Origin of the sequence: Micromonospora thermarum, from assembly GCF_012034245.1 — a bacterium.
Lineage (GTDB): Bacteria > Actinomycetota > Actinomycetes > Mycobacteriales > Micromonosporaceae > Micromonospora > Micromonospora thermarum.
Genome location: NZ_JAATEO010000060.1, coordinates 1 through 13,051, shown reverse-complemented (window position 1 = coordinate 13,051; position 13,051 = coordinate 1). Strand labels below are relative to the sequence as shown.

Sequence of the window (13,051 nt, the reverse complement as noted above, 5' to 3'; positions counted from 1 at the left end):
ATCGTCGGTGACGGTGTCGACGGCCACCACCACCGGGTCGCCGGAGTCTGGGTACCGGTAGGTGTAGAAAGCCGAGCGGGGTACAGCATGGTCCCCGATCTTCGCGGCGAGCGGTAACACATGGATGGTCAACGCCTCGCGCCGATGGCCTTCATGGACGAGGTGGTCCAACTGGTCAGCGACGATCTCGGGCGGGGCTGCGAGCCTGCGAATCGCGAGTTCGTCGATTACTACCTCGTATGTGGGGCCGCCGGGACGTTCAAGCATGCGTTGGCGGCCGGCTCGTGCCTCCAGGGCTCGGGCGGGGTCGTAGCCGTCCCCGTCCGGGCGGTCCATTCGAGCTCTCGCCTCGGTGTATGCGGGGATCTGGAGCAGGCCGGGCAGGAACACCATGTGGTATTCGCGGATCTCGCTCGCGCCGGCTTCCAGGTTCGCGTACAGGGCTTGGCGGGTTCCCATCTCGTCGGCGAACTTGGCCCACCATCCGCGTTCTTGGGCGTCGCGGGCGATCGTCATGAGCTGGTTCCAGCGGTCTCTTGCGACGCCGAACAGCTGGAGGATGCGCATGATCTCGTCGAGGTCCGGTGCAACGTGACCGTTCTCCAGCCGGGAGATGCGTTGCCGTGCCACGCCGATCTCGGTGGCGAGCCGGGCTGACGAGTATCCGTCTCTTCCCGCAGTCGGATGAGCTCGGCGGCGAGTCGGCGGCGGCGCACGAGTGGATCTGACCATGACAACACCTCCGGGCGCGACCACCGGACGGGTGCGTGTGCCCCGTCTGCGGCGCCGAGCGTAACCCCGGTTTTCGGCCTGACGGCGGGCCGAGTCGTACGCATCGGCGGTGCCACTGCTGGTCAGGGCTAATCCTGGCGATGGATCCGGCGGTAGACCAAGCGATAGATCGGGATTCCCAGCCTTGGGGACTGTCCGTGAGGGTGGACGTACCGCAAGCGATGCGTCGATCTGTTGTCCGCGTAGCTGGGCTCTGCGGCGAACAGCAGCTTGTCGAAGGCGAACGAGCGTCCGGAGGGGGAGGGTATGGCCAGCCGCGCTGCATCGAACAGAGTACGGGTTCAGCAATCCCTAATCCCTCGACACGGCCGCGCCCACAGTGGACCAGTCGCGCCAGGCGGTGTCGTGCTGTCGGGCTTGGTCAACTCGGCGCGGTTCGCGCTCGCCGTGGAGGTCTACCGCCGTCACGCGATCGACTCCGCCGGCCGCTGCTCGGTCTGCCAAGGCGTGCCATGCCGACGTCGTATCCACGCAGCGAAGATCATCGAGGCGGCGGGGGTGGACCTGCGTGACGTCGGTCCGGCCATCGGACGGTGTGGGCCGCCTATTCGCCCCCATCACCGCTGCCCGTCGCCTTGGACCCCGACCAGGCGGGCGGGAAGGCGTCCGGCCGCGACTTCCGTTGCGCGTCGTAGCCGGACGCCGGATTTCCGCCCTGCCACGAGCCTGACCGGCCAAGTCGGCCCGCCGCCGGGACCTTGCGCCATCGGTCGGATGCGGGTCGGGCTCGGCCGTTCCTGCCGGTGGTTCTCGATGAGAACGGGAGATCGTATGCCAGTCGGGGCGGTCACGCTGACGCATTCCCGGGACCCCTGGACGCTGAGCGGCTTGCTGGTCTGCGCCTCATGCGGGCATCCGTGCTTTCCGCTGCGACTGCCCGGAGGGCCACGCGCGTACCGCCGCAGCTGCGGCTGCGGACTGCTGCCCATCGTCGCAGACGGGGTAGAAGCGGCGGTCGATCGGGTGGTGCGTGACCAACGGCCTGAGCTCAACCATGGCGTCGCAGATGGGCTGCTGGCGGTGCTGTATCGCCACGTCCTGTCGGCTGTGCGCGTCGACGCGGCTGGCTTGCATCTGCAACTGGTGTGGCGCACCGAGGAGACTCCGCCCGCCGTCGCTGCCGGGGAGGGCGCGGCGGCGGGTTGGACCGATGTTGCCCGTCGATGGTCGTAGAGAGGGGCCGGTAGGTGCTCGCCGACGACTTCTTCCGGCTTGCCCACGACGACGTGACGGGCAGGCCCCGCCTGCGTCCCAAGGCAGTTGGTATCGGATGCGCTGCGGCGTTGCTGACCGAGCTGGTCAACACGCGGCACATCACCGTCGCCGACAATCGCGTTACAGTCGTCAACAAGCAGCCACCAGCGGACTCGCTGGCGCATGTCGTGCTCGATCAGCTCATCGCCGAGGCGGGACGAGAGCACAACGTCCGAACGTGGCTGGCGTTTCTCGCCGGGCAGGCGCCCGAGCAGGTCGCACATCGCCTGCTGCGCGCCGGCCACGTTCGTATGGAGGCCGTCCGCCGACTCGGCCGGCAAACCGGCGTCCTGTACGTGCCGTTGGACATGAACGTCGCGGCAAGGCCCTGGGCCTTGCTGTCGCACAGCCTGCGCCGCCATGACCCGCTGGACTACGAATCCCTTTGCCTGGCAGGGCTGGCGCTGGCTACCGGCCTGGACGCCTTCCTGCTCGACGGCGCGCCGGCGGCGACCTTCGACTACCTGCGGCAGGCCGTCGGCACCTTATGCCCCCCGATGCGCGAACTGCTGTTTCACACGCACGCCGCGATCGGTGACGCGGTGCTCGCGCACCGCACCTGAATACCCCTCACCCCTGGAGCTTCCCTGTGACCACGAGCAGATCCGCAGAGTCGAGCCACGTCACGAACACGCTGGCGCGCAGCCGCCTCGGCACCGCCGCGGTGGTGTTCTTCGTGATGGCCGCCGCAGCGCCGCTGACGGTCACCGCTGGTGGCGCGACCAGCGGCTTCGCGATCACCGAACGCACCGGCATCCCAATCGCCTACCTCGCCGTTGCGGCGATCCTCGCCCTGTTCGCTGTCGGGTATGTGGCCATGTCCCGGCACGTAGTGAACGCCGGAGCGTTCTACAGCTACGTCGCCCAGGGCCTGGGCAAACCAGCCGGTGTCGGAGCGGCGTTCATCGCGGTGCTGGCCTACAACGCCATGCAGATCGGCCTCTACGGCGGGTTCGGCGCGGTGCTGGCCGGCTTCCTCGGCGATCGGTTCGGCATCTCGGTGTCCTGGTGGGCCTGCGCGCTCGCGGGATGGGCCATCGTGGCGGTGCTCGGCGTGCTGCGGGTTGACCTCAACGGCCGGGTCCTGGCCGTGATGCTGCTGGCCGAGATCGCGGTGGCCGCCCTGTTCGCGGTCGTCATGGTCGCCAACCCGGCCGAGAGCGGGTTCACCTTCTCCGCGTTGTCGCCCGGATTCCTGTTCAGCGCGGGTATCGGCGCGGCGCTGGTCACCGCCGTGACCGGCTTCGTGGGGTTCGAGGCGACGGTGGTGTTCTCCGAGGAGACCCGCGACCCGAGACGCACTGTCGCGCGAGCAACCTTCATCGCCGTGGCCGTCACCGGCCTGCTGTACGGGCTGTCCGCGTGGGCGCTGACCGTGGCGACCGGCCCGGACAAGATCGTGGCAGCCGCGCAGGAGCACTCCACCGAACTGATCTTCACGCTGGTGCAGCCACACGTCGGCCAGTTCGTCGTCGACCTGGGTCACCTGCTGTTCGTCACCAGCCTGTTCGCCGCGCTGCTGTCGTTCCATCACACGGTCGGCCGGTATCTGTTCTCCCTCGGCCGCGAGCAGGTCCTGCCCGCAGTGCTCGGTCGCACCAGCCGCCGCACCAGTGCCCCGAAGGCCGGCTCCATCACCCAGAGCACGCTCGCCCTGCTGGTCCTGCTCGGCTTCGCCGCCGCGGGCGCCGACCCGATCGTGCACCTGTTCTTCTGGGTGACGGTCAGTGGCGGGCTGGGCGTGCTGATCCTGATGACCCTCACCTCCGCCGCCGTCATCGGCTACTTCATCCGCGACCGACGAGGCGAGAACGTCTGGCGCAGACTGGCCGCCCCCGTACTGGCGACGGTCGCGCTCGGATGGGTGCTGTACCTCACCATCGACCAGTTCGCCGTCCTCCTCGGCGTTGACCCTGCATCGCCGCTACGGTGGCTGTTCCCCGCCTCGTTCGCCGTCACCGCAGCCCTCGGCCTGCTGTGGGCGGTCCTGCTGAGGGCATGGCGACCCGAGGTGTACGACGCAGTCGGGCTTGGCGCGAACGCCGCCGCCGCGAACCCGTTCGGCCTGTCCACCCCGCTGGTCACGGAGGGCAGCCGGGCATGAACGCCACCCCCGCCCAGGCAGCGATCCGCCGCGCCACCCCTTCCGACATCGACCGGCTGTCAACGCTGATGGCTGACGCCTTCCTCATCGCACCCGTCGGCGACTGGCTCATCCCCGGCCTTGCCACCCGCCGCAAGGTCTACATCGACTACTTCGACATCTTCATCCGCCACGGCCTGCGCCACGGCATGGTCGAGGTCAACGACAACCTGACCGGCGCAGCGATCTGGTTCCCGCAAAACCACACCACGCCCGAACCAGACGACTACGACACCCAGCTCGCCGCCGCCTGCGGGCCGTGGACCGACCGGTTCAAGCTGCTCGACGACACTCTCGCCCAGCAGCACCCCGCTGGCGTGCTCCACCACTACCTGGCATTCCTGGCCGTCGCCCCGAACGCGCAAAGCCGGGGCATTGGCAGCGCGCTGCTGGAACGCCACCACCGCTGGCTCGACCGCAACGGCATCCCCGCCTTCCTGGAAGCCAGCGAGCCCCGCAACCGCGACCTGTACCTGCGCCACGGCTACCAAGCCAACAAGCCGTTCCACCTGCCCCAGGACGGCCCACCGCTGTGGCCGATGTGGCGCGACCCGAAGCCCGCACAGCCCCCACCGGCCACCCCACCACACCTCGGCCCACCGGGACCCCTCGCGATGGCCGTTGACAAACAGCACCCGCCACCCCGCAGTCGACGCCGTCTCGCAGCCTCGCCCGTAGGCGAGGGGCAACCCAATCTGCCGCTGACAACGCCAGCCCCTACCGGCGGCTGACCACTGACTTCGACGTGCCGCCCGCATGCGTTCAGGAGGGGACGATGACCACCAGCATCGCGACCACGACACCGCCGACGGCACCTGCTCACCCCCGCAGAGCTGCCCGCCGACCCGGTCGGTGCCCGGTGAGCGCCCAACCGGCGCCGAAGCTCACCGCTGCCCGCCGGCGCATCTACACCGCCCTGGTCGCACAGCCGAAACAGCAATGGACCGTACGCACCCTCACCGAGGCCCTGTCCGAGCACGCCAGCGTCAACGAAGGTGCTGTCCGCGACACCGTGAACCTGCTGCTGACGCATCACTTGATGGAGCTGGTGCCACACCAACGCACGCTCACCGTCGCACTGACCAAGCAAGGCGAACGGACCCTCACGGCGGCCTTGCGCCATGCCCCGCACAAGGGCGGGCGATAGCGATGCGGGTCGGCTACAGCATGTGGGGGTTCCTCGGCAACGGGGTGACCGACACCCCTGACGGATCGCGGGCCTACCGCCGGCCATTCGCCGACGCCATCCTCGATGCCGGACACGATGTGATCTTCCTTCAGGTCAACCGTGACCTGCTGGAAGCGGGCGACGATCTGACCAGCTCCTACCAGTGGGACGACGGCCTGCCGCAGCTCGACGCGCTGATCCTCGAATGGCGCTGGCCGCTGCCTGGCCGCAACACCACAGGCTGTGAGGCATCAGGACACACCTGCGACCTACACAGGCAGACGGAACTGGTCGCCCACTACACCCGACGCCAGCACGTGCCGACGCTGATCTGGGACCTCGACCGGCAGCTACCTCCCGGCGACCCGCTACGCGACCTACGCCAGGTCGCGGTTGGCGAGTTCGCACTGCTGCACACCCCAGGATCGCACCTGCTGTCTTGTCCCGTACCCGATGCGCTGCTCGACACCGCGGACGCGAAGAAACTGGCCGAGCAACCTCGGTCAGTGCCGCTGGTGTACGTCGGCAACCAGTACGACCGCGACGATCACTTCGACCAGTTCTTCGCCCCGGCCGCGAAGGTGATGCCCCACCTCGTCGCCGGCAAGTGGCCGCGCACCGAGGCATGGCCGCACGTCAGCTTTGCTGGCCGGGCGGCCTTCACCGAGGTCGCACAGATACACAAGTCGGCGCTGGCGACGGTGCTGCTGCTACCTGACCGATACTGGCGGGTCGGGCACATGACCTCCCGATGGTGGGAGGCCCTGCTGGCGGGCTGCCTGCCCCTGGTCCCGGCCGAGATGCGCGGCGCGGACGCCTACCTGCCTCGCGAACTCCACGTCAACGACGGGCAGGACGTCATCGACCGGCTCGCGTGGCTTCAGGCCATAGCCGGAACCCGCGAGCACGCCGACCTGCTCACCGCCTGCCTGGCCCGCCTGGAGCCGTTCCGCTGCTCGGCCGTCGCCCGGACCGCCCTGTCGATCCTGAAGGAGCTTGCATGATCACCGGCCCCGCCTACGCGACCTTCGGCGACGCATATTTGGCGGTCCTGACCGAGATTCGGCAGTCGCCGGAGTACCACACCGAGACCAGGGCGAAGAAGGCGATCGAAACCACGAACGTGTCCTTCACCATCCGTAACCCGGTCGCCCGTACCCCCTACATCGCGGCACGCAAAGCCAACATAGTGTTCAACCACGCCGAGGCGCTGTGGTACCTGACCGGTCGCGACGACCTGGAAATGATCGCCTACTACGCGCCGACGCTGCGCAGCCTGTCCGCCGATGGAAAGATCCTGACCGGCACCGCGTACGGGCCACGCCTGTTCGGGCTCACCAAACCTGACGGTCGCAGCCAGTTCGACCGCGTGCTCCATCTGCTGCGCCGCGACCCGGACGCCAAACGCGCCGCGATGCTGATCATGCGGCCGGATGAACTGCTCGACCCCGACAACCCCGATGTGGCGTGCACGCTCGGCCTGCAGCTGATGCTGCGCGGCGGCCGTCTGCATATGAGCGCCTACATGCGCGGCAACGATGTTGTGATCGGCTTGCTCGGCGACACGTTCGCGTTCACGTTCATCCAAGAGTTCACCGCACGGCAGCTCGGCGTCGAAGTCGGCAGCTACGCCCACCACGTCGGGTCCATGCACATCAACGTCAACGACCTACCCAAAGTCGACGCGATGCTCACCGAGCACGACGGCCCTTCCTTCCCGGCCGCGGTCATGCCGCAGACAAGCTGGTTGGCGCTGGCGGACGTTGCCGACTGGGAGGAACGGCTCCGCCGCGACGAGGCCGCCTTCACCGCTGACGACGCCCACACCATCGACCCGTACTGGGCGGAGGTCATCGCCCTGTTCGAGGTGTACCGGCAGATCACCCACAACCCGGACCGGCCCGTCACACCGGAGGCCCTGGCCATGCTGCGGCCAGGACACCGGTGGCTCGTGCAGCAGCGGTGGCCCTCGCGAATGCCCGAGGCGGCGACCCTGTGATCGGCGCCGTGGACTGGACCCGTTGGTCGGTGGTTCTCCTCAAACCCGACTGCGTCGCCAGAGGGCTCGTCGACCCCGTCCTGACCTGGATCGGCTTGCAGGTCACCCTCGTGGACCGGCGCATCGTCATCCCCACCGAGGCACAGATTTTCACCCACTACCACGACCTGCTCACCACCCGCCTCGCACACTTCACCTGGGTAGACGTCCGTGCTGACCTGCGACGCACGTACGTCGGACAACCTGTCGGCATCGCCCTGGCCCACGGCCCGAACGCCGCGCCGCGACTCCGCGAGATGCTCGGCCATTTCGACCCGGCTCAAGCCCGACCGGACACGATCCGCGGCCGGTTTGGGAACGACTCGCTGCGCAGGGCGAAGGCCGAACACCGGCTGATAGCGAACGTCATCCATTCATCCGACGACCCGCACGGTGCCGAACGCGAGTTCGGCATCTGGTACGGCCCCCACGAGCACCACCTGCTCCAACCGTCCGCCACCGCCGAAAGGAGCCCTCGGTGACCGCCCTGCCCCAGCTCACGCGCGTTCCCCGCGACCTGCCCATGCTGAGCGACCATGCCAAGGCCGCCCTCGACCCCTACATGGCCCAGATTGTCGGCTATCGCAAGAGCGGCCTGTCGCTGAACCACATCATCGGCTGCCCCCTGGACTGCGCCTACTGTGTCCGGCACTTCTGGGGCAACTTTGAGGTCAAGGTCCCGCACCTGCTGTGCTCCACCGACGAGGCGATCGACCGCCTGCTCAACCACGAGGCGTTCCAGCCGCACATCACCCCGATCCAGCTTCTTAACAAGGCGACCGACAGCTTCGTGCCCGCGGTAAAACCGCACCTGTTCCAGATCCTCCGCGCGCTGGACGAACGCGGCTACACCAACCACGTCCTCGTGATCACCCGGTTCCACGTGACCGAGCGGGACATGGCAGAGCTGGAGCAGTTGAAGCACCTGCGGGTCACACTGCTGTTCACCTACTCCGGCATCACCGACGACCGAATCGAACCGATCGCCAAAAGCGAGACCACGATCAAGTCCATCCGCACCGCCGCCACGTTCAAGCGGCGAACTGGCGTGGTGCTCTACTGGCGGCCCATCGTGCCCGGCTGGAACGACCAGCCCGCGACAATGGCGGCCGTCCTCGACCTCGGCCGCGTGGCGGACGCGATCGTGTTCACCGGCCTGTACCACAAGAAAGAAAGCGCCGATTACATGCGCGCGCTCGGCATCGAGGTCCCGTACGGGGAGGACTACCACCGGCGCAAGACCATGCCCCGCGACCTCGACAACCGGGTGGTCTCCGCCTGGCGCCAGTCCGGAATCAGCACGCCGCTGTTCCGCAAGACCAGCTGCGGCGTCGCGTACGCCCACGGCACCCCCGACTACAACGGCCACTGGGGTGTGCGCGAGCTGTGCGACATCTGTCCGGCCAAGCAGCAGAAGCTGTGCGCCGACGACTACCGCGAACCCACCGCCGCCGACATGGACACCGTCCTGGCCCAGCTCGGCTACGAGACCCACTACGTCATCGAGCCCGGCCACGTGTGGACCCACGGCCTGGGCGAACAGCGCCGCTACGCCATCCAACACACCCTGCGCCACCAGATATGGGAGCTGGACCAGCCGCACTACCTGCACGCTCACGGCCGTTCGCTCAACGGGCACACGGCCGAACCCGAGCAGGTCATGGCGCTGGCCGGCGTACGCAAACAGTTCGAGCAGACGGCGCGGTATGAAGACGACTAGCGCCAAGTACGGGAAGCTGACACCGATGGGTTCGCAGTTGTGGCACGGCACCGAGATCGTTGCGCTCGACCTGGAGGGCAGCGGCGCCCAGGACCGCCACACCGAGGCAATCTTGGAAGTGGCCGTCGTTCCGCTCACACACGGGCAGCCCGACCTCGGCCATGCGTTCACGTCGTTGGTCAACCCGGGACGGCCGATACCTCAGCGGCCCTGGATCTCACCGGGGCTGACTGATGCGGTGCTCGCCGAGGCACCTGCATTGGAGCAGATCGCGCCGAGGCTGGCCGAGCTGGTCGATGGCCGATGGGTGCTGGGGCACAACATCAACGTCGACTGGCGGCTGTTGAGCAGGCACCTTCCCGCGCTTCGCCCGGCCGGCCTGCTGGACACCCTGCTGCTGGCGCGGGCGATGAGCTTCCCCGACCGTTCCCTGTCGGCGCTGGTGGACAACCTGCGACTGCGAGAGACGATGCGGGCGGCAGCCGGAGGCAGCCAGCCACACCGGGCGTACTGGGACAGCGTCGCGACCGCCTACCTTCTGCCGAAGCTGATCTACCGGCTGTGGCCGAATAGGCCGCCGACCTTCGACACCCTTCGACTGGGGGCCGGCGTCGCGCTTCCTACGGAGCCAGCCGACCAACCCGGCTTGTTCGATTGACCCACGCCCGACCCACCCCTTCTGCCTGCTCGTGGCCGTGCTGACCAGCTACGCGGCAGGCGAGCGGTGACGCCACAAGCAGCGTCGGGCAAGCGCAGGAGCAGGAGCCCGAGCCACCTGGGTGGAAGCGCTGGGCGAGGGTGAGCGGCATCATCGGGTTGATCGTCGCAGTCGTTGGTTCTGTCGCGGGCGTACTTGAATACTTGGCCGGGTAGCCACCAGCGGACCGCAGGCGAGCCTGCTCCCAGCGATTTCACCGTCTCCTCTATCGTCAGGCTGTGCAGCCCCTCGACATCAGTGGCTCGTTCTGGCTTCCCGGCTCTGAGCGGATCAAGCGCCACGGACGCCTTGTCTTCGACCGTCAGGATGGTGGAACGCTGCACCTCACGGCACCTGTCGGCGAGTTGGTGGGCGACGACCTGGTCAAGGAGATAGGCGGTGGAACACGAAGCCGCATTCTCGGCGTCGTCGAGGAGATCAATTGCTCCCGGCCCGTGACCCTGATCGATTGCGGCTATGTCAGCCGCAGGAAGTACTTCGTCAAGGCTATCCTTGTCGACGGACACTTCGAAGACCATGAACAGACGGCCTTCGAGTCCGTAATTGTTCGCCTGCGGGACGGCGCGGCATGGGTTAACAAGGACGCCGTGATGGTGGAAGTAGATGATGCGGTCGAGGGGGTCCATAGGCGCGAGATGGTCTGCCGGCTGGACCGACCCGTGGCGAGTGAAGCGGGGTTTGCGCGAGGCAAGGTGGTGCTCGACTTCCGCTGGTCGCGAGAGGACATTGAGCTTAAGAGCTTCAAGGTCAACCAGTGGCCAGAGTTCGTAATCGAGTACGACGAGCTGACGCCTCTTTCGGTCATTTACGATGACATCGGCCACATCTTCAACCTGAGCTCGCTATGCAATGACCGTGCAGACTCCTTCGACAGCGTCAAGGTCTATCGGTCCGACCACCCGGTCCTACTTCGATCGGGCGACGGAATAGAGGGTACCCGCCGGGACATTGAAGTGAAGGCTCGGCTCGGCGACTTCACCCGCCGGAAAGAGCCCAAGCACCTGACTGCCCACGATGTCCTCGTGCCGCTGGACGTCCTCGGTGGTATCCAGGCAATAGCGAAATGGCTTGATGTGGCACCAAGTTTGACGCCTATCGTCGGCTCACTGCTGACCATGAGAAGTGACGGCATCTACAGCGAGAACAGGTTCCTCAACATGTCCTCGGCGGCAGAAGGGCTGCATCGTGCGACCGTCGGGGGACGACACATGCCGCAGTCGCAATTCAGAACGCTCCGGCGAAAGATCAGGGAAGGCGCGGTGCCGCCGGAGCATCATGCCTGGTTCAACGCTGTGATGGCGCACGCCAATGATCCAAGCCTTGATCGCCGGCTGAGAGAACTTGTGAGGGAGGTCCAGGGTATCAGCCAGTTCCTTATCGGGAGCAACCTGGATGCTTGGGTGCGAGCCGTGAAGAAGGTCAGAAACAACCTCACTCACCTCGATGAGGGACGGGAGTCATTCGACGGCGCTGACCTGCATTGGCTGGCAGAGAGTCTCTTTGACGTAACCCGGCTCTGTCTGCTCCGGCGCATCGGCCTGGGAGACCAGCACTTGCCGCAGATTGCCAAGTCAATCCGTATGGGTGGGACCTTCCCTTACCTGGAGGCGGCGGTGCGGAACATCGCCGGCGCATCTTCCGAGAGCGATCCAGAGAAGGAATTGCAGTGAGCACCGCCGAGAGTTACCCTGGTCGTCGCCATCCCGGGCGCGTTAGGGCTTCGGTATCCCCCTGTGGCCTCGAACAACGTACCGCTCCACCGCGCTCCTGGTACTCGCGCAAAGCTGCCTGAAGATCAGTCGCGTTCTCCGCGCGGGCCGATCTTGTGGTGTCCGCAGGACTGCTACCTTCCGAGTGGCACCTCAGATCATCCGCCTACCTACGGCAGCAACCACCACAACAGGACCCTGAGCTGCGGGAATGCGGTTCGGGTTCTGCCACATCCGGTCCACCGGGGTTCGAGCCGTACCGATTATCATACTTGCTGTGGTGAAGCTCTAAGGGACGTCTCGTAACCCGGGTCTCTGTCCGTTGAGGACGGTCGTTGATGATGTCTGGGTGCAGGTGATCTCCGCAGCCCGGCCCGAGTGGGTCTTCCCGTTCACCGGGCTGACGCCCGCCCAGTTCCGCAGGCTGGTCCGCCTGGTCGCCGAGCGCGGCGGGGACAGGATCGCGGACGGCCGGCCAGGCCGGCAGTGGGCCCTCGAACTGCCCGACCGGGTGTTGCTGGTCGCCGCGTACTGGCGGACCAACCTGACCATGCGTCAGATCGGCCCGCTGTTCGGCGTCTCGCACTCCGCCGCCCACCGGGTCATCGACACCCTCGGCCCTCTGCTGGCCCTCGCCCCAGTCCGCCGGCGGCCGGTCGAGCAGATCGCGATCGTCGACGGCACCCTGATCCCGACCCGGGACCACCGCCTCGCCGCGCGGAGCAAGAACTACCGGTACTCGACGAACCTGCAGATCGCCATCGACGCCAGCACCCGCCTGGTCATCGCCGTCGGCGACCCCCAGCCAGGCAACCGCAACGACACAGTCGTCTACCGCACCTCGGGTATCGACCAGAAACTGGCCGGACGGCCCGTCATGGCCGACGGCGCCTACCGCGGCAACCCCGAAGTGATCATCCCGTACCGCAAGCCCGCCGACGGCAGCGACCTGCCCGCCTGGAAGGAAGACCTCAACACCCAACACCGCACCATCCGCGCCCGGGTCGAACACACCCTGGCCAGGATGAAGAACTGGAAGATCCTGCGCGACTACCGCCGCGCCGCCCACACATTGACCGATGCCGCTTCCGGCATCGCCCACCTGCACAACATCGCCCTCGCGAGCTGAGCACCAACCCGGCTGCAGACAACGCTTTCACCGGGTTACGAGACAGCCCTTAGTTCGTAAGAGCCGCAGGCCCGGCGCCGGGGGTCAGAACCACTTCGAGGCGACTGCCATCCTGCGATCGGGCAAAGGGTTGGTTGGTCCCGAGTTTCAGCTCTTCGCGCCAACCGAGAGTGGCCATTTGCCTACTCACCAATGACGCTTCCATCCGGGGATTTTTAGGAATCGTTCTCCCCGTGGAGCGTCCCGGGAGCCCGTCACTACCGGCTCGGTGCCGCGTCTTGTTGGCGCGACAAGCATCGTCCAGGCTATTGTTCTGGCAGTTCGTAGGCACACCCTGCTCGAAAGGAATGTGGGACGTGGCCAAGCAGATCATTCATAGG

11 protein-coding genes and 1 pseudogene are annotated in these 13,051 nt (G+C 66.9%); 11 read left to right on the top strand and 1 reads right to left on the bottom strand.

The annotated features are described in order from the left end of the window. Positions 1-737, bottom strand: a pseudogene (locus tag HCJ94_RS28620) (helix-turn-helix domain-containing protein); the annotation flags it as partial. Positions 738-1,979: 1,242 nt separating this feature from the next. Here HCJ94_RS28620 and HCJ94_RS28615 point away from each other — a divergent pair. From HCJ94_RS28615 to HCJ94_RS28565, 11 genes are all read left to right on the top strand, one after another. Continuing rightward, positions 1,980-2,609 (top strand): GOLPH3/VPS74 family protein, encoded by a 630-nt coding sequence (locus tag HCJ94_RS28615; RefSeq protein ID WP_168004126.1) that lies wholly within the window; start codon positions 1,980-1,982, stop codon positions 2,607-2,609. A gap of 26 nt (positions 2,610-2,635) precedes the next feature. Next, positions 2,636-4,150: an APC family permease gene (locus HCJ94_RS28610; RefSeq protein WP_309227475.1), complete on the top strand. Its 1,515-nt coding sequence runs from the start codon at positions 2,636-2,638 to the stop codon at positions 4,148-4,150. Then, entirely contained in the window at positions 4,147-4,920 is a 774-nt protein-coding gene (locus HCJ94_RS28605; RefSeq protein WP_168004125.1) for a GNAT family N-acetyltransferase, read from the top strand. The genes HCJ94_RS28610 and HCJ94_RS28605 overlap by 4 nt, the downstream gene beginning before the upstream one ends. Before the next feature lie 44 nt (positions 4,921-4,964). Next, the gene (locus tag HCJ94_RS28600; protein ID WP_168004124.1) at positions 4,965-5,336 is read left to right on the top strand and encodes a hypothetical protein; all 372 of its coding nucleotides are present in this window, start codon (positions 4,965-4,967) and stop codon (positions 5,334-5,336) included. 2 nt (positions 5,337-5,338) lie between these two features. After that, positions 5,339-6,361, top strand: coding sequence for a hypothetical protein (locus HCJ94_RS28595; protein WP_168004123.1), 1,023 nt, complete (start codon positions 5,339-5,341; stop codon positions 6,359-6,361). After that, positions 6,358-7,356, top strand: a complete 999-nt coding sequence (locus HCJ94_RS28590) for a thymidylate synthase (RefSeq protein ID WP_168004122.1) — start codon at positions 6,358-6,360, stop codon at positions 7,354-7,356. Before HCJ94_RS28595 ends, HCJ94_RS28590 begins: the two co-directional genes overlap by 4 nt. Positions 7,357-7,364: 8 nt before the next feature. Beyond that, entirely contained in the window at positions 7,365-7,877 is a 513-nt protein-coding gene (locus HCJ94_RS28585) for a nucleoside-diphosphate kinase (protein ID WP_309227474.1), read from the top strand. Next, positions 7,874-9,115, top strand: coding sequence for a radical SAM family protein (locus HCJ94_RS28580; protein ID WP_309227473.1), 1,242 nt, complete (start codon positions 7,874-7,876; stop codon positions 9,113-9,115). Before HCJ94_RS28585 ends, HCJ94_RS28580 begins: the two co-directional genes overlap by 4 nt. A gap of 25 nt (positions 9,116-9,140) precedes the next feature. Beyond that, complete coding sequence (locus tag HCJ94_RS28575) at positions 9,141-9,773, top strand: 3'-5' exonuclease (protein WP_168004120.1); 633 nt, start codon at positions 9,141-9,143, stop codon at positions 9,771-9,773. A gap of 278 nt (positions 9,774-10,051) precedes the next feature. After that, complete coding sequence (locus HCJ94_RS28570) at positions 10,052-11,503, top strand: HEPN domain-containing protein (protein ID WP_168004119.1); 1,452 nt, start codon at positions 10,052-10,054, stop codon at positions 11,501-11,503. Positions 11,504-11,891: 388 nt separating this feature from the next. Continuing rightward, positions 11,892-12,671: a transposase family protein gene (locus HCJ94_RS28565; RefSeq protein ID WP_168004118.1), complete on the top strand. Its 780-nt coding sequence runs from the start codon at positions 11,892-11,894 to the stop codon at positions 12,669-12,671. Positions 12,672-13,051: the final 380 nt, after the last annotated feature.

Excerpts from the sequence above, each read along its gene's own strand:
- HCJ94_RS28605 (WP_168004125.1), top strand. The coding sequence starts at position 4,147 with ATGAACGCCACCCCCGCCCAGGCAGCGATCCGCCGCGCCACCCCTTCC.
- HCJ94_RS28595 (WP_168004123.1), top strand. The coding sequence starts at position 5,339 with ATGCGGGTCGGCTACAGCATGTGGGGGTTCCTCGGCAACGGGGTGACC.
- HCJ94_RS28575 (WP_168004120.1), top strand. The coding sequence starts at position 9,141 with ATGGGTTCGCAGTTGTGGCACGGCACCGAGATCGTTGCGCTCGACCTG.
- HCJ94_RS28590 (WP_168004122.1), top strand. The coding sequence starts at position 6,358 with ATGATCACCGGCCCCGCCTACGCGACCTTCGGCGACGCATATTTGGCG.
- HCJ94_RS28600 (WP_168004124.1), top strand. The coding sequence starts at position 4,965 with ATGACCACCAGCATCGCGACCACGACACCGCCGACGGCACCTGCTCAC.